General features: G+C 58.2%; 15 protein-coding genes. 6 read left to right on the top strand and 9 right to left on the bottom strand.

The features are described 5' to 3' along the window. Positions 1–85: 85 nt before the first annotated feature. The 5 genes from iolD (at position 86) to iolG (ending at position 5,702) form a co-directional block, all read left to right on the top strand. Positions 86–1,954, top strand: coding sequence for a 3D-(3,5/4)-trihydroxycyclohexane-1,2-dione acylhydrolase (decyclizing) (gene iolD / locus ACZ1HH_RS17695; protein ID WP_472635544.1), 1,869 nt, complete (start codon positions 86–88; stop codon positions 1,952–1,954). A 100-nt stretch (positions 1,955–2,054) separates the two neighbouring features. Beyond that, positions 2,055–3,029 (top strand): 5-dehydro-2-deoxygluconokinase, encoded by a 975-nt coding sequence (gene iolC / locus ACZ1HH_RS17690; protein ID WP_472635543.1) that lies wholly within the window; start codon positions 2,055–2,057, stop codon positions 3,027–3,029. A gap of 12 nt (positions 3,030–3,041) precedes the next feature. Further along, complete coding sequence (locus ACZ1HH_RS17685) at positions 3,042–3,884, top strand: 5-deoxy-glucuronate isomerase (RefSeq protein ID WP_011536965.1); 843 nt, start codon at positions 3,042–3,044, stop codon at positions 3,882–3,884. Continuing rightward, positions 3,881–4,711 (top strand): class II fructose-bisphosphate aldolase, encoded by an 831-nt coding sequence (locus tag ACZ1HH_RS17680; RefSeq protein WP_472635542.1) that lies wholly within the window; start codon positions 3,881–3,883, stop codon positions 4,709–4,711. The genes ACZ1HH_RS17685 and ACZ1HH_RS17680 overlap by 4 nt, the downstream gene beginning before the upstream one ends. Position 4,712: 1 nt before the next feature. Beyond that, on the top strand, positions 4,713–5,702 hold the full coding sequence (iolG, locus tag ACZ1HH_RS17675) for an inositol 2-dehydrogenase (protein WP_472635541.1): 990 nt from the start codon (positions 4,713–4,715) through the stop codon (positions 5,700–5,702). Positions 5,703–5,845: 143 nt separating this feature from the next. Here iolG and ACZ1HH_RS17670 read toward each other — a convergent pair whose 3' ends face one another. Together ACZ1HH_RS17670 and ACZ1HH_RS17665 are read right to left on the bottom strand one after the other, a co-directional pair. Continuing rightward, positions 5,846–6,871, bottom strand: a complete 1,026-nt coding sequence (locus ACZ1HH_RS17670) for a YeiH family protein (protein WP_487320466.1) — start codon at positions 6,869–6,871, stop codon at positions 5,846–5,848. A 6-nt stretch (positions 6,872–6,877) separates the two neighbouring features. Further along, positions 6,878–8,107, bottom strand: coding sequence for a cytochrome-c peroxidase (locus tag ACZ1HH_RS17665; protein WP_487320465.1), 1,230 nt, complete (start codon positions 8,105–8,107; stop codon positions 6,878–6,880). 147 nt (positions 8,108–8,254) lie between these two features. On the opposite strand from ACZ1HH_RS17665, the gene ACZ1HH_RS17660 reads away from it, so the two are divergent. Next, the gene (locus tag ACZ1HH_RS17660; protein ID WP_487320525.1) at positions 8,255–8,698 is read left to right on the top strand and encodes a tetratricopeptide repeat protein; all 444 of its coding nucleotides are present in this window, start codon (positions 8,255–8,257) and stop codon (positions 8,696–8,698) included. A gap of 67 nt (positions 8,699–8,765) precedes the next feature. Here the strand turns inward: ACZ1HH_RS17660 and ACZ1HH_RS17655 are convergent, their stop codons facing one another. From ACZ1HH_RS17655 to ACZ1HH_RS17625, 7 genes are all read right to left on the bottom strand, one after another. Further along, positions 8,766–9,080, bottom strand: a complete 315-nt coding sequence (locus ACZ1HH_RS17655; RefSeq protein ID WP_472635536.1) for a Dabb family protein — start codon at positions 9,078–9,080, stop codon at positions 8,766–8,768. An 88-nt stretch (positions 9,081–9,168) separates the two neighbouring features. Beyond that, complete coding sequence (locus ACZ1HH_RS17650) at positions 9,169–10,227, bottom strand: TRAP transporter substrate-binding protein (RefSeq protein WP_011536972.1); 1,059 nt, start codon at positions 10,225–10,227, stop codon at positions 9,169–9,171. A 36-nt stretch (positions 10,228–10,263) separates the two neighbouring features. Continuing rightward, a complete protein-coding gene (locus ACZ1HH_RS17645) occupies positions 10,264–11,739 on the bottom strand; it encodes a TRAP transporter large permease (RefSeq protein ID WP_011536973.1) in 1,476 nt (491 codons plus the stop codon). Next, positions 11,739–12,329: a TRAP transporter small permease gene (locus tag ACZ1HH_RS17640; protein ID WP_472635535.1), complete on the bottom strand. Its 591-nt coding sequence runs from the start codon at positions 12,327–12,329 to the stop codon at positions 11,739–11,741. Before ACZ1HH_RS17640 ends, ACZ1HH_RS17645 begins: the two co-directional genes overlap by 1 nt. 57 nt (positions 12,330–12,386) lie before the next feature. Next, complete coding sequence (locus tag ACZ1HH_RS17635) at positions 12,387–12,905, bottom strand: flavin reductase family protein (protein WP_011536975.1); 519 nt, start codon at positions 12,903–12,905, stop codon at positions 12,387–12,389. Next, positions 12,905–13,795 (bottom strand): aldo/keto reductase, encoded by an 891-nt coding sequence (locus tag ACZ1HH_RS17630; protein WP_472635534.1) that lies wholly within the window; start codon positions 13,793–13,795, stop codon positions 12,905–12,907. The genes ACZ1HH_RS17635 and ACZ1HH_RS17630 overlap by 1 nt, the downstream gene beginning before the upstream one ends. Further along, a complete protein-coding gene (locus ACZ1HH_RS17625; protein WP_472635533.1) occupies positions 13,795–14,949 on the bottom strand; it encodes an LLM class flavin-dependent oxidoreductase in 1,155 nt (384 codons plus the stop codon). Before ACZ1HH_RS17625 ends, ACZ1HH_RS17630 begins: the two co-directional genes overlap by 1 nt. Between the last annotated feature and the right edge of the window lie 91 nt (positions 14,950–15,040).

Genomic DNA, 15,040 nt, shown 5'->3' with positions numbered 1-15,040 from the left:
GTTGCAAAATTCGTATCGTGTGAATCGAGATCTAGCAAGCCACATTTGGCAATGCGCCGCTTTTTCCCATGGGAGATACGCTGACATGTCTGCGCAAGACGACACCATCCGCCTGACCACAGCACAGGCCATCATCCGCTGGCTGTGCAACCAGTACATTGAAATCGATGGCGAAGAGATGCGCCTGTGTGGCGGTGGCTTCGGCATCTTTGGACATGGCAATGTGACCTGTCTGGGCGAGGCGTTGAACACCGTCCGCGATGCGCTTCCGCTCTATCGCGGACAGAATGAACAAAGCATGGGATTTGCAGCTGCAGGATATGCCAAGACCTGGTTACGGCAGCGGTTCATGTTCTGCACCGCAAGTGCGGGGCCGGGCACCGCCAATCTCGTGACGGCGGCAGGGCTGGCTCATGCCAATCGCTTGCCGATGCTGATGCTCTGCGGAGATACCTTCCTCACCCGCTTGCCGGACCCAGTTCTGCAACAAATGGAAAACTTCAACGATCCGACCTTTGGCGTGAACGACGCGTTCAAACCGGTCAGCCGCTTTTGGGATCGAATCTGCCATCCAGCACAGGTGATTCAATCGCTCCCGGCTGCGATTGCAACCATGCTTGATCCGGCGGATTGCGGCCCGGCCTTTATCGGCCTGCCTCAAGACGTGCAGGGCTGGACCTATGATTATCCAACTAAATTCTTTGACAAAAAGGTACATCGCATTCGCCGTCAGGCACCAGATGCAGATGAAATCGCAGATGCGGTCGCCGCGCTAGCCGCGGCGGAGCGCCCCATCCTGATTGCAGGTGGTGGCATCCAATACTCTCGCGCCGCAGAAACACTCCGTGAATTTGCCGAGACCCACCAGATCCCGGTGGTCGAAACCATCGCGGGCCGCGCCAATATGCGGGCGACACACCCCCTGAACATCGGCCCGATTGGGGTGACAGGGTCAGACAGCGCAAATGCAATCGCGGAAAAGGCCGATGTGATCGTCGCCGTTGGCACCCGGTTGCAAGACTTCACCACCGGATCCTGGACAGCCTTTTCAAAGGACGCTCAGTTTATCTCGATCAACGCCGCGCGCCATGATGCAGGCAAGCATATGTCCTTGCCGGTTGTGGGCGATGCCAAGTTGAGCCTCGCCGCAATCGAGGCCGCAACAGACTACAATGCACCCCTAGATTGGGTCGCTTATGCGCGGGATCAGCGCAGTAAGTGGGACCGATATGTGGTCGAGAACACCGCCCACGGCAATCGCCCCAATTCCTATGCCCAGGCGATCGGCGTCGTGAACGACCTCTGCGATCCGCGCGACCGCGTCGTGGCTGCTGCGGGTGGATTGCCGGCCGAGGTCACAGCAAACTGGCGCACGCTTGATATCGGCACGGTGGATGTGGAGTTTGGCTTTTCATGCATGGGCTACGAGATTGCTGGCGCCTGGGGCGCGCGCATTGCTCAGTCGCAGATGGAACCCGATCAGGATGTCATCACTTTCTGCGGGGATGGCTCTTATATGATGCTGAACTCGGACATTTATTCCAGTGTCCTCTCAGGCAAAAAGATGATTATTCTCGTGCTCGACAACGGAGGTTTTGCGGTCATCAACAAACTGCAAAACAACACAGGAAATCAAAGCTTTAACAACCTTCTTGCGGATTGCCCGACCATTGCAGAACCCTTCGGCGTGGATTTTGTCGCCCATGCCGCCTCGATGGGGGCGATGGCCGAAAAAGTCGCCAACCCTGCAGAACTTGGTGAGGCATTCAAACGCGCGAAGGCCGCCGACAAGACCTATGTGATCGTAATGGATGTGGACCCCTACGAGGGATGGACCACCCAAGGGCATGCATGGTGGGAAGTCGGAACGCCCCATATCACCGAGGATGAAGCCGTCAGGACTGCGCATCTGGACTGGGAGTCCTCGCGCAGCAAACAGCGAAAGGGCATCTGATGAAGCGCTTTCTTGCACTCACATCCAATCTTGTGTCGCCCGCCTTCGAGATACGTTCCCGTCAGGCACCGTTGAACGCGGACAACACGGAGGGACAACAGTGAACCTGATAGACGGCATCAAAGGCAATCGCTTTGCAGTCTTTGGACGCGCTGGCATGGATATGTTTGCCGACCCCATCGGAACCAAAAGCGAGGACGCCACGACATTTCGCGCTGATCTGGGGGGATCTTCGGCCAATATCTGCGCCGGTCTTGTAAAACTCGGGGCAGAAGCGGCACTCGTCACCTCGGTCTCGGATGACGCGGTCGGACGATTTTGTGTGAACCGTCTGCGAGACTATGGAGTCGAGACACGATATGTCCGCGCGGTCGGAGGCGAAGCACGCACATCGCTTGCCGTCTATGAGAGCCGGATCGATGATTTCCAGAACGTGATCTATCGCAATGGCGCTGCCGATTTTCAGGCGACCGAAGCCGATATGGATGCAGTCGACTATAGCGCGTTCTCGGCTCTGATCACGGCAGGCACCGTCTTTGCCGCCGAGCCGTCTCGCTCCGCGACCTTTCGCGCGTTCGAGCACGCACGGACGGCGGGACTGCCAGTAATCTTTGACATTGATTACCGCCCCTATAGCTGGCCCTCGCCCGAAGTGGCCTCGGAGGTCCTGACCCGCGCAGGTGAGGCCAGCGACCTGATCGTGGGCAATGATGAAGAATTCGGCTTTATGGCAGGTCACATCGACAAGGGGCTCGAGAAGGCGCGCGCCCTCGCCGCACAAGGTCGCATGGTGATCTACAAGATGGGCGAGGCGGGCGCGATCACCTTTGCCGAGGGACAGGAAATCCGTACCGGCATCTACCCTGTCACCGCAGTCAAACCCAATGGCGCAGGCGATAGTTTTATGGCCGGGCTTCTAGCGTCAATCGCGCAGGGCCATGCGCTCAGTGACGCCGTACTGCGTGGGTCAGCCTGTGCATCCATCGTTGTCTCCCAGCCTGGCTGCGCAAACGCCATGCCTACAACTGCCGAGCTTGAGGCCTTTCTGGCTTCGCACCCCGGCCCAACCGTCTGAAAGGAACGCCCAATGCATATTGCGCCCCATGACAACCAAAACAAACCTATCGTAGACGCAGAGCATGATTTGGTGCCGCTGAACTACTTCAACATCGTAAAGCTCAGGCGAGGAGAGGTGTTTGAATACGCCGTACCCGGCTATGAAACCTGCGTTGTGCCCGCCACGGGCACCGTCGATATCGACGTCGAGGGCGCGATCTATCCCGACCTTGGCAATCGCACCGAAGATGTGTGGGATGGCGAGCCGGAGGGTGTTTATGTGCCCGTTGGAGCCAAGGTGCGCATCACCTGCAAAACCGACGTTACCGAGACCTTTATCGCCGGTGCAAAATACGACAAGGTGCTGGAGCCTTTCGACGTGCGCGCGGATGCGCTGGATGTTGTACAGTATGGGTCTGACGACACGAAGACACATCGAAAGATCAAACATATCCTGGGCGCGAACCACCATGACAAAGTAGGTCGTCTCTTGGTGAGCGAGCTCTACACAGTTGGGGAGGGCGGATGGTCCGGGTTCCCGTCGCACAAGCACGACACCGACCGCCTGCCTGATGAGACCCGCCACGACGAGACCTACAATTTCCGTTTCAAGCCGAACTATGGTTCCGGCGTGCAGATGCTTCAGCGCGAAGACAATCAACCTGGCGACGCCTATCACATCATGGACGGATCGACGGTCCTGATCGACAAGGGCTATCACCCTTGCGCGGTTCTGCCGGGATACCAGATGTATTACTTTACCATTCTGGGTGGCCTCAGCCAGCGAAGCCTCAAACAGTATTTCCAACCCACCCATGCCGAGCAGCTGCACACGATTCCCGGCATCATGGACATGGTGGCAAAGTTCAAATGAGTCTGGCGACACTAAGAGACGTCCTTCAACCTGCATTGAGGGACGGCTACGCTGTGGCAGGCCTTGTCACGCTGGGGTGGGAAGACATGCGCGCCTATGTGGCAGCAGCAGAGGCCGAACACGTGCCAATAATCCTGCAAGCTGGTCCGTCGTGTAGGGAGCACACGCCTTTGCCGGTGTTGGGCAAGATGTTTCGCCATCTGGCCGAAGCGGCAAGCATACCGGTCGTGGCGCATTTGGATCACGGCTACACGGCCGAAGACTGCCGGATCGCGCTTGAAAGCGGTTTTACGTCGGTTATGTACGACGGATCGCGCAAAGCGCTTCAACAAAACATCGACGAAACCGCTGCAATCGCGGAAATGGCGCATAGCGCGGGCGCATCCTGCGAAGGCGAGATCGGCTTTGTCGGGTACTCGGGGGGCGAAGGCTCTGCGGGGACAGATCCGGAAGAGGCCGCCCGATTTGCGCGTGAGAGCGGCGTTGATGCAGTGGCCATCTCTGTGGGGAATGTCCACCTCCAGCAAGACAAGGAAGGCGGTTTGGATGAGTTGCGGATCCGCGCGATCGAAGCGTTGACCGACGTGCCGCTGGTCATCCATGGCGGCTCTGGCGTGCCAGTGGCACAACGCCAAGCGCTCGCGCGCGGCTCCAAGATCTGCAAGTTCAACATCGGGACAGAATTGCGCATGGCGTTTGGGCAGGCGCTCCGCGCTGCGGTCAACGCGGATGATGCGCGCTTTGACCGGGTGCAAATTCTCAAGGAAACACATGATCCCGTCGTCACAGCGACACGCCGGGTGTTACAAGCATTTAAGGGAGCCTGAAATGGCAAGGATCGGACTTCTCGGCTGCGGCCGGATTGGTCAAGTTCACGCGCGCTCGATCAGCCAGATTGAAGGTGCCACCGTGACGGCAGTTGCAGATGCCTTTGCAGAGCCCGCACAGGCCTTGGCCGAAAGTACCGGCGCGCAAGTTCTGGACCCTTTGGCGCTGATCGAAAGCACAGAGGTGGATGCCGTCGTGATCGGCACCCCAACAGACACGCATTATGATCTCATCCACGCGGCAGCCCGCGCTGGCAAAGCGATCTTTTGTGAAAAACCAGTGGATCTGTCGTCTGACCGCATTCGCGATTGTATAGCTGCAGTGGAACGCGCGGGCGTCCCCTTTCTGACAGCGTTCAATCGACGGTTTGACCCGAACTTTGCCGACCTGCAAATGCGGCTCCGCCAGAAGCAGATCGGCGAGGTCGAGATCGTGACGATCCAGTCACGAGATCCCTCTCCGCCACCCGTCAACTACATCCAGAGCTCGGGCGGGCTGTTTCGTGACATGATGATCCACGATCTCGATATGGCGCGGTTCTTGCTGGGCGAAGAAATGGTACGGGTCTACGCGGTTGGCTCGGCGCTGATCGACCCCGAGATTGGCAGGGCTGGCGATGTCGACACAGCCGCCGTCACGCTCACCACCGCAAGCGGCAAGATCTGTCAGATCACCAACTCGCGGCGGGCAAGCTATGGATATGACCAGAGGATCGAAGTCCACGGCTCTGGCGGTATGCTGCGCGCGGAAAACGTGCATGAGACAACCGTGGAAATCGCAACGCAGTCCGGGTTCACCAGAGCCCCGGTTCAGCACTTCTTTCTGGAGCGCTATAAGGCCGCCTATCATGCGGAGATGTCTCATTTCGTCGCGGCAATCGAAACAGGCAGTGCGCCGACCCCCAGCCTGTTTGATGGCTTGCAAGCCCAGCTTCTGGCGGATGCCGCAACGCGATCATGGGTCGAGGGCGGACCGGTCGACCTGACCTGAACGCGGCGCCCCTGCATGCAGCGGGATAACACATGAAACGAGTGTACCAAGCCCCTGATATAAGGGGCCTGGTACATTCAAGGGCGAACCCATTGGACGAGACCAAGACACGCTGCCCGCGCAGGTTTGGTGGAAATGGCGTGTCACATCACGACAAAGGCCAGCACGAACACCGCAAGTCCAATTGTCTGCGCAACGATCATTGCAACGGAGCTCCCCCCTAGCGAGCGCAACTCGCCGATGGAAGTCTTCATTCCCACTGCAGCGACCGCCGTCACAAGCGCAGCGCGCGACAGCGTATCGCTTGGCTGCACCAGCACCTCTGGGATCAAATGCATCGAGTTCAGCGCCGCGAAAATCAGGAAGGCCAAAACAAAACCGGGGATCAACGGCGGACGCTTGGCGCCAGCAGGGACTTGATTGCGCAGGACCAGCGCGCCGAGGAATACGATCGGCGCCAGTAATGTGACCCGGAACAGTTTGACAACGGTAGAAAAGTCGCCTGTCTCGGTGTCGATCGAATACCCCGCGCCAACAACCTGCGCGACATCATGGATCGTGCCTCCAAGAAAGACACCCGCATGACGCGCATCCAATCCCAGGCTCTCGGCCAGGATTGGGTAGAAGATCATGGCAACCGTCGACATCAACGTCACCGCGATTACCGTAAAGCTCAGGTTGCGCTCACTATCTTGGGTCTTTGGCAGAACTGATGAGATTGCAAGGGCGGCGGAAGCCCCGCAGATCGCAACAGCACCCCCGGTCAAAAACCCAAAGAGCCGGTCTTTGCCGAGCATTGGTGCCAATACGATGGAGCATATGATGGTCAAAAACACCCCGGCAAAGACCACAAGGATGAACTCCATCCCAAGCCCATGGATCATCTCGACACTCACGCGCAGCCCCAACAAGGCGACCCCGATGCGCAACACAACGCGCGCCGCAAATTGAATGCCAGGACCGGTGCGAGGCTCTTGCGACAGGAACTGGAAAGGGATGCCCAGAAGGATCGCCATCAGCATCACTGGCGCGCCATAGTGGTCCGAGATGAACTGCGCGGCCATTGCGATCATGGCGGCAAGAGCAAGCCCCGGGCCGATGTCGCGCGCCTTTAGCAGAAACGCACGCGCGACGAAGCGCCCGCGTGGCGCGATGGATTGTGTTTCCATTGATCCTTACCTGTCTACTGGAAGGCCGCTTGGAACGGTCTTGGGAATTTCAGATGTCTGTGCCTCGGCCCGCGCACCGGTCAAACTGTGCAAAAATGCAACCAGATCAGCGACTTCCGCATCGGTGCGCGGTGGGATATCTATATCGCGCGCTGCGGCCTGTCGCACCATTTCGAGTCTATCTTGTCGGATCACAAAATCGATCTCGCGCAGCCACGTCACATCAGGCAACACCAGAAGCTCAGGCGACCAAGCCTCACGCGATCTGACGGGATCCAGATGATGCCGGACCATCAACTCCAGCGTCGGAAAGGCACCGTTATGCCCGTAAGGGGCCGTCAGCGCGACATTGCGCAACATCGGCGTCCGAAAGCGGTAGAAATCTTCAAGAGCATCGCTCTCGCCCGCGCGCCCCACATCGCGTGCATAGGGATCAAACTTCCGTGTGCGCCCCGGCCCAAAGGCTGGGAGCCCCAGTGCATGAAACCCCTGATCCGTCAGCAAGGATCCGGCGTGGCAACCGCTGCAGCCAGCGGTCCCGAAAAACAGATCTGCGCCACGCTTCTGACTTGCGGACAAGGCGGTATCGTCGCCGGCAAGATAGGCATCGAACGGGCTGTCATAAGAGGTGAAATCCTGCACCATGAAATGCGCCAAAGCCTCGGCAATATGTGTGATATTGACGTCCGGTGCAGTACGGATGTCCTCAAACGCGCTAATAAAACGCTCGCTGTATTCCGGGATGACCCGCACCCGTTTGGCCAGAATGGGCCAGGCCGCATCGATCCGATCGCGGGCGGCGCCGATGACCTCGTTTTCGCCTACGTTGCCCGCCATCTCGATGCTCGAGGTCATTGGGAACAGCGCTTGGGCGGCAAGCAAGGATTGAAGACCCTGTGGCAACCACTCCTCTGCGGGCGTATTAAACCCATTTCCATAGATCGGATCCCGGCTCACGCGGCCGTCATGCATCACATGCTCAAGCGCCTGCGCCCCGAGGTTCCAAAGCGCTGGCGCGTTCCGGGGCACACGTTTTTGCACCCGGTTTTGTCCCGTATCGCTTTGGCGTTCCGGCCCCAATCCATGCCCCCCCTCGCCCAGTCCCAAAGAGAGCCCATCAGAGGTTCCGTGACGCGGATGATGACAGGTGCCGCAGCTGATATTTCTGTTCCCTGACAGTATTTTGTCATAAAATAGCAGGCGACCGAGTTCGGCTTTGGCGGGATCGGTCGCCATGAAATCATCGGGTGTCAAAGCCGGTGGGACATCAGGTGCAGCTGCGGCCCAATGAGGAGCGCTGACGGCGATAAATACCGTCAACAGGAGTGAAACAAGATGATGAAGTTTGCAACGCACAGGATCATTGCAGCCACGCTGGCTGGGATGATCGCAACCACCGGTTTTGCTGAAATCGAAAAGGCGCGGGACCTGATGGAGGCGGGCGACTTTGAGGACGCCAAGCAGGAACTTTGGCCAGCTGCGCGATCCGGCAACGCTGATGCCGAGGAATTGATCGGCGTCATGTATGCCATGGGTCTGGGCGTTGAACGCGACGACACCCGCGCCTTTGAATGGTACCTGCGCAGCGCCATGAAAGGACATCCCGGCGCGCAGTCCGGCATTGGCTGGTACTATGAGGTTGGGCGCGGCATGCCCGCCCCGGACCTTGTGCGCGCCTACATGTGGTACACCCTGTCGGCCATCGGTGGAGACCCCGACGCTGCGATCAGTCTTGAGGAGGTGGTCAAAAAGATGACCCCAGCGCAGATTGAAAAAGCGCATATCCTTGTCTCCGATTACAAGGTCTGGATGTACCCGTTCCATTAACGGGGCCACTAAAAAGACGTCCCGGGACATTCACAGATGAGAACTGGCGCACGGCCTGGCGCGCGCGTCAGTCTTCAACCTCGAGATCATAGACCAGAATACCATCCGCCCCACCGACGCAAAGATTGACCAGCCGCGCGGCCAGAGCCAGATGGATCGGGTGTTTGGCGTATTCATCCAAGGCGTCTTTGTCCTTAAACTGCAACACAAACCCATGACTGTAGTCTTGTGTCTTCTGTTCGAAATCCCGATTGGGCCCGAATTCCGCGCTCATGCAGCGGCGGATCGACAGGGCAAAATCGCGCAATTCTGACAACACAGCATGCTGCTCGACTGCGCGAGCTTCGTCGGAAAAATTGCAGAATACACAATGCAGGATCATGCGTGCCCCTTCCCTTCCCAAACGTTCTTTCCCTGAGCGTATCGGATAAGGGCCGCCGCGCAATGAGACGGCCCCTTTGTTTACAGCCTTATTTCAGGTCTTTGGCGCGATCCGCGTCGATCTCGGCCTCGGCAGCTGCCACGGCGTCGGTCAGCGCGGTGAAGATTTCGTCACCACGGGTCACGTTGGACTTGAACCAGTCGTAGACCGGGGAAGCGGCTTCTTTGAAGGCGGCTTTCTGGTCCGGGGTCGGTACGTAGAGGTCGCCACCACCTGCTACGAATTCTTCGTAAGCCGCGATGGATTTACGCTTCGGAGATGCGAAGGTCGCCTGCTGCAGCGCGTAGAAGCCGTCCACAACCACGCGGCGCATGTCTTCCGGCATCGCCTGGAAGCTTTGGTTCGACATCCACCACAAGGCCCCCATGTAGGCGTGGCCATCCAGGGTGACATACTGCAAACCAGCATCGGGGAACTTCATGCCCATGATGTCGGTGATACCGTTCTTCGACCCTTCAACAACTCCGGTCTGAAAGGAGGTGAACAGTTCCGGCCACGGGATCGGGGTCGGGGATGCACCCAGGGCTTTGACCAGTTCTTGCGGCAGGTCCGCAACCACGGTGCGGATCTTCAAACCTTCCATGTCCGCAGGCTCTGCGATGCGGCGTTTGGTGTTGGCAAAGTTGCGCCAGCCGCCGGTGTTGCCGATGGTCATTAGACGAATGGTGTCGCCGGAATCTTCCAGAGCCATGTCCCGCATGGTGCGGGTGAAATCACCGGACAGGACATGCTCCGCAATCCGGTCGTCCGCCATCAGATAGGGGAGGTCCAGAACCTGCACATAGGGGAACAGGCCGGAGGCACCGCCCGAGGTCGAGATATAGATGTCAATCGAACCATCCGCGACGCCCTGAAGGCATTCCGCCCCGTTCGAGCACAGCTGTGTACCGATGAACAGCTCCACTTCGATGGCGCCATTGGATGCGGCTTCGACGTAGTTTTTGAAAACCACGAGGCCATCGTAGTCTTCGTCGTTTTCGTTTGAGTTTGCCGTTGCACGCAGTGTGTAATCGGCAGCACTTGCTGTCAGGGCGGTGCCTGCCAAAAGCACCGACAGCGCAGCTGTCTTAACCAAAGTTTTGAGCATTTATATCTCCTCCTGTTATGCTCTTCTTTTTGTCTACTAGTTCAAGAACCCAGTAAGCCTTGGAACTGTAAGGGAAATCGCGGGTACGAAAGTGATCAGAAAGATCACTGCGATCTCGATCGCCAGGAAAGGCAGGATCGCCCGCGCGATCGTGGTCACCCTCTCGTGAGACACCGCTGCCGCGACAAACAACACGAGCCCCATCGGTGGCGTCGCCAGGCCAACCGTCAGGTTGACGCACATGATGATTGCAAAATGCACCGACTCCACCCCGAGATCCGCAAAGACGGGGCCGAGAATGGGACCGAGAATGATGATCGCCGGCCCCGCATCGAGGAACATCCCTACGATGAAGAGCAAGAGGTTGATCAGGAACAACAGGATCAGCGGGTTCTCGGACAGGGTCAGAATGAAAGAGGCAAGCTGCTCCGGCGCATGGCTGAGGCTGACAACGGTTTTGAACGACATCGCCGCCCCCACCAGCAAGAGCACAACCGAAGAGGTGATGCCCGCACGAGTCAGCACATCCGGCAGATCTGCCAGCGTCATGGTCCGCAGCACGCCAAACCCGATGAAAATCGCATAAGCAACCGCTACGGCTGCGGCCTCTGTCGGGGTGAACACACCGGCTAGGATACCGCCAAGGATCAGCACAGGGGTCTGCAATGGGACAACAGCCCGTTTGCAGATCAAGCGAAACTCATGGCTGACCTGGCGTCTCAGGCCAAGCATCAGCCCATGCGCCGCAAGGAGACTCGCGAGGAAGATCAACCAATGAGTTGTCGCAGTGGCGTCTGCCCCGCTGGGTACGAACTGCGACAGGATCAGGCCGAGGTTGAGGCGCACCAGAAGAAAGGACACCACGGATTCCATCCGGCCAATTTCAACCTTTTCAAAAACAACGCGTTTTGCTTCTGGCAACTGGTACCGATTGGCCATCAGACGCACTGCGACCATCAGCCCAACCCCCACCAGAACACCCGGAACGATCCCGGCAAGGAAGAGCGCCGCGACGCTTTCCCCCATAACATAGGCGTAGATGATCATGATGCCCGAAGGGGGGATAATCGGGCCGATGACCGAACTTGCGGCAGTGATGGCAGCGGCGAACCGACGCGAATAGCCTTCTTTTTCCATCGCTGGGATCAGCATGGACCCAAGGGCCGAAGTGTCTGCGACCGCAGAGCCAGACAGGCCAGCAAAGAGGATCGAAGACAGGATGTTCACCTGTGCCAAGCCCCCGCGCAGATGCCCCATCAAGGCCTGAGAGAACTCCACCAGTCGCTGCGTGATGCCGCCACGGTTCATCAACTCCCCTGCCAACATGAAGAAGGGGATCGCCATCAGCGGGAAGCTGTCCATACCATTGTAAAGGTTACGATAAAGAAGTGTCAGGTCGCGTTCTTGACCGTTCAAAATCAGCAACGCACCGGGGGCCGCCAGTAGGCTGAAGAACACCGGTAGGCCGATCATCAAAAGGACCAGAAATACCGGGAGGAACCAAATCAGCATTACTCCGCACCTCCCATGGTGAACTTGTCGCGTGCGGGCAACAGGTCGCCCTGCCCGAAGATATGCACAACGCGCTCGAGCATGAGCTCGATGCACACGAGGATCAAAAGTCCGACCCCGACCAAAAGCGACATCATCATCCAGCTGCGCGGGACGCGGTACCACTCATCAAACGCAAAGGATGTCGGGACATAGAGAGACGCGGTGGCGAAGCGGCCGCCAATCCCGCCAACTTCTTTGTATCCGATCTGAAAGGCGAGGATCAGCACGCTCATGGCGATGCCCAGAAGCACCAGTTGCAACAGGTGAACTGCCACCCCGCGCAAGAGGACTTCGAAGACATCAATGGCGACAAACCCACCGCGCCGAAACGCGGTCGGCGCCATCAGGCCAGTCATCCACAGCATGCAGAAACGCGCTGCCTCGTCCGGCCAAGGCAGCGCATTTCCAAGCACATAGCGAAAGAAAACCTGAATCAGGATCGCAATCACCATTGCGGCAACGGCGCACACCCCGATCCAGCGTCCAACCGCCAAAAGCCCGCTGTTGAGCGGGCGTAATACAGCCAGTAGAGCCAGGATTGGCTTCATTTGTTGTCATCCTCCCTTAGACCGCCCTGGCCCATGGGGCCAGAACGATACCGTGCCTCAACGTGCTGCGAACTGCCCCATCTGCCCTTTGAAGAACGTCAGTGCCTCGCCATCCTCCCGCATAGTGGCGCGGCGCACCTCGCCGAGCACAATCGCATGATCTCCTCCATCGTAGATCGCCGTGCGACGGCACTCAAAGCGGGCCAGGCATCCCTCCAGCACCGGCACCCCTTCGTCATTTACGGCAAGGTCCATTTCCTTCAGGCCAAATGCATCTTTTGCCACATGCCAACACAGGTCGCCTTGTTCTGCGGCGAGGACGTGAATGGCGTAGTGTTCGGCTCTCTCGAAATAGGGGAACCGGCGCGAGTTGCGATCGGGCGACCAGAGCACCAAGGGGGGCGTCAGCGACACTGAGGAAAAACTGTTTGCCGTGATAGCGACCGGGCCTTCTTCGGTGGCAGCAGTCACGATAGTCACGCCAGTTGCGAACCGGCCGAAGGCATCCCGCAACAGGCGGGTATTGGACGGATCCGGCTCGAAGCTCTGCGTCAGAGTAGGTCCATCAATCGACATCATGGCACCTCTTTGCCCAATGCGGCCTCATAGAGTTTGAACCAGGTTTCACGATCCAGCTCGACTTTGGTTGCGTCTGAGATCGTTTTGATACGGTCGAGGTTATTGGTCCCCAAAACTGGCAGGATCTGCGCCGGGTGGCGTAGCAGAAAGGCAACCGCGACAGCAGCGCGATCCACGTCCTGCGCAGCCGCAATTGCATCCATCCGTTTGGTAAGCTCACTTGTAGCGGTCATCAGCCCGCCACCGCCCAGCGGCGACCAGGCCATAACGGGGAGATTGTGCTGCTGATGGAAAGCCAGATCGCCATTTGTGAAGGGGGAAACCTCTCCCAAAGAGATTTCGATCTGGTTGGTCGAAAGTGGTGTCTTCATCGCCGACTGCAACAGCGACCAATCCCATGGACGGAAGTTGGACACGCCGACGGCGCGCACCTTGCCGGAGGTCACCAGTTCATCGAGCGCCGCGCCGGTCTCATTGTGATCCATCAGCGGGTCGGGACGGTGGATCAGCAAAAGGTCGATCTGCTCGATGCCCATCTCGGACAGTGAGGTTTCAACCGAGTGCATGATGTGCGCGCGCGATGTGTCGTAGTATTTCACCGATTTGTCGGCGTATCGACCAATCGGGGCGACGATGTCGCACTTGGTCACGATCTCCATCTGGTCGCGCAGAGAAGGGTTCGCCTTCAAGGCTCCACCCAAGATAGCCTCCGCGCCATAATCCCCATAGATGTCGGCCTGATCAAAGGTGGTGATGCCTTGCTCGAGACAGGCTGCGATCTTGGCTTCGACGTGGGCGGGGGAGGTGTCTTTTACATCTCCGATGCGCCACATCCCATAAACAAGGCGGCTGAACGACAGATCAGATGTCAGGTTTACGCGATCCATTAGCGGCGTTCTCCTACGGCAAGAGGTGTCGCCGGGGCTGTGGACGGAACACGGCCATGCGCCTCGGGCAACGAACAGGTTTTCAAATGCGGCATGATCCGCGCACCAAAATGCTTGGCTTCTTCGAGGTGCGGGTAGCCCGAGAAGATAAACGCGCGAATGCCCATCTTCTGGTAGTCTTCGAGCTTGCTCATGACCTGATCGGTCGAGCCGACCAGCGCGGCGCCACAGCCGGAGCGGGCGCGCCCGACACCAGTCCAGAGGTTCGGTTCGATAAAGCCATGGCTATCTGCAATTTCTCGGTTCTTCGCCTGATGGCTCACGCCGAGTGATTTGGCGTCCAGGGCACGCTCGCGGATGGCGCTGCCCCGCTCGTCTTCCAGCTTGGAGACGATATAGTCCGCATATTCACGGGCTTCAGCCTCGGTGTCGCGCACGATGGTATGAACACGCAGCCCATAATCCAATGTGCGATTGTATTTTTCCGCCACAGCGTTGACAGCCTGCATACGCCCTTGGAGCTCTTCCATCTTCTCCGGCCACATGAGGTAAACATCGCAATGCTGACCGCAGAGTTCCAATGCCGCTGGAGAGTACCCGCCAAAGTACAGGAGAGGGCCACCGGTCTGATACGGCCGGGCCGGATCCGTGGTGAGACCGCTGAAATTGTAAACCTCACCCTGATAGTTGATCTCATCGCGGGTCCAGGCCTGCTTCAGGATTTCAACGACCTCGCGTGAGCGCTGGTAGCGATAATCGCTATCCGCTTTTTCGCCCGGGAAGTCGGAAGAGATGATATTGACCGTCAAGCGCCCCTCGAGCATGTGATCGAGCGTTGCAATCGTGCGCGCCAACATGATCGGCTGCATTTCTCCACAGCGGACAGCGGCCAGAAGATTGATCTTGTCGGTGATCGGCGCACAGCCCGCAACAAAGCTAAGCGTGTCCTGCCCGACCTGATAGGAAGAAGGGCAAAGGATGTTCCGAAACCCCTGTTTTTCCGCCTCTTTCACAATGTTTGAACAATGTGCCCAGGACGAACGCAGATTGCCGTCAGGCACGCCCAGAAACTGGTAATCGTCTGAGCAAAGCGCGGCGAACCAGGACACTTCCACGGCGTCCAGATCGGCGGATGTCACGGGGACAACGGTCATCGATTTCTCCCAAGTCTTCGATCTCAATTTTGACTTGCATAGCCTGCGCGTTAATGTACATCAATGGTGTATCAATTTTTTCTGCAAGGCA

It is taken from the genome of Epibacterium sp. HA2-3, from assembly GCF_055693725.2.
The sequence above is the reverse complement of the archived record's forward strand: the minus strand, read 5'-3'. Positions and strand labels throughout refer to the sequence as shown.

What these genes read in the sequence shown, in the direction of transcription:
- iolD (WP_472635544.1), top strand. Translation starts at nt 86, where the DNA reads ATGTCTGCGCAAGACGACACCATCCGCCTGACCACAGCACAGGCCATC.
- ACZ1HH_RS17685 (WP_011536965.1), top strand. Translation starts at nt 3,042, where the DNA reads ATGCATATTGCGCCCCATGACAACCAAAACAAACCTATCGTAGACGCA.
- ACZ1HH_RS17680 (WP_472635542.1), top strand. Translation starts at nt 3,881, where the DNA reads ATGAGTCTGGCGACACTAAGAGACGTCCTTCAACCTGCATTGAGGGAC.
- iolG (WP_472635541.1), top strand. Translation starts at nt 4,713, where the DNA reads ATGGCAAGGATCGGACTTCTCGGCTGCGGCCGGATTGGTCAAGTTCAC.
- ACZ1HH_RS17670 (WP_487320466.1), bottom strand. Translation starts at nt 6,871, where the DNA reads ATGGAAACACAATCCATCGCGCCACGCGGGCGCTTCGTCGCGCGTGCG.
- ACZ1HH_RS17665 (WP_487320465.1), bottom strand. Translation starts at nt 8,107, where the DNA reads ATGGCGACCGATCCCGCCAAAGCCGAACTCGGTCGCCTGCTATTTTAT.
- ACZ1HH_RS17660 (WP_487320525.1), top strand. Translation starts at nt 8,255, where the DNA reads ATGATCGCAACCACCGGTTTTGCTGAAATCGAAAAGGCGCGGGACCTG.
- ACZ1HH_RS17655 (WP_472635536.1), bottom strand. Translation starts at nt 9,080, where the DNA reads ATGATCCTGCATTGTGTATTCTGCAATTTTTCCGACGAAGCTCGCGCA.
- ACZ1HH_RS17650 (WP_011536972.1), bottom strand. Translation starts at nt 10,227, where the DNA reads ATGCTCAAAACTTTGGTTAAGACAGCTGCGCTGTCGGTGCTTTTGGCA.
- ACZ1HH_RS17645 (WP_011536973.1), bottom strand. Translation starts at nt 11,739, where the DNA reads ATGCTGATTTGGTTCCTCCCGGTATTTCTGGTCCTTTTGATGATCGGC.
- ACZ1HH_RS17640 (WP_472635535.1), bottom strand. Translation starts at nt 12,329, where the DNA reads ATGAAGCCAATCCTGGCTCTACTGGCTGTATTACGCCCGCTCAACAGC.
- ACZ1HH_RS17635 (WP_011536975.1), bottom strand. Translation starts at nt 12,905, where the DNA reads ATGTCGATTGATGGACCTACTCTGACGCAGAGCTTCGAGCCGGATCCG.
- ACZ1HH_RS17630 (WP_472635534.1), bottom strand. Translation starts at nt 13,795, where the DNA reads ATGGATCGCGTAAACCTGACATCTGATCTGTCGTTCAGCCGCCTTGTT.
- ACZ1HH_RS17625 (WP_472635533.1), bottom strand. Translation starts at nt 14,949, where the DNA reads ATGACCGTTGTCCCCGTGACATCCGCCGATCTGGACGCCGTGGAAGTG.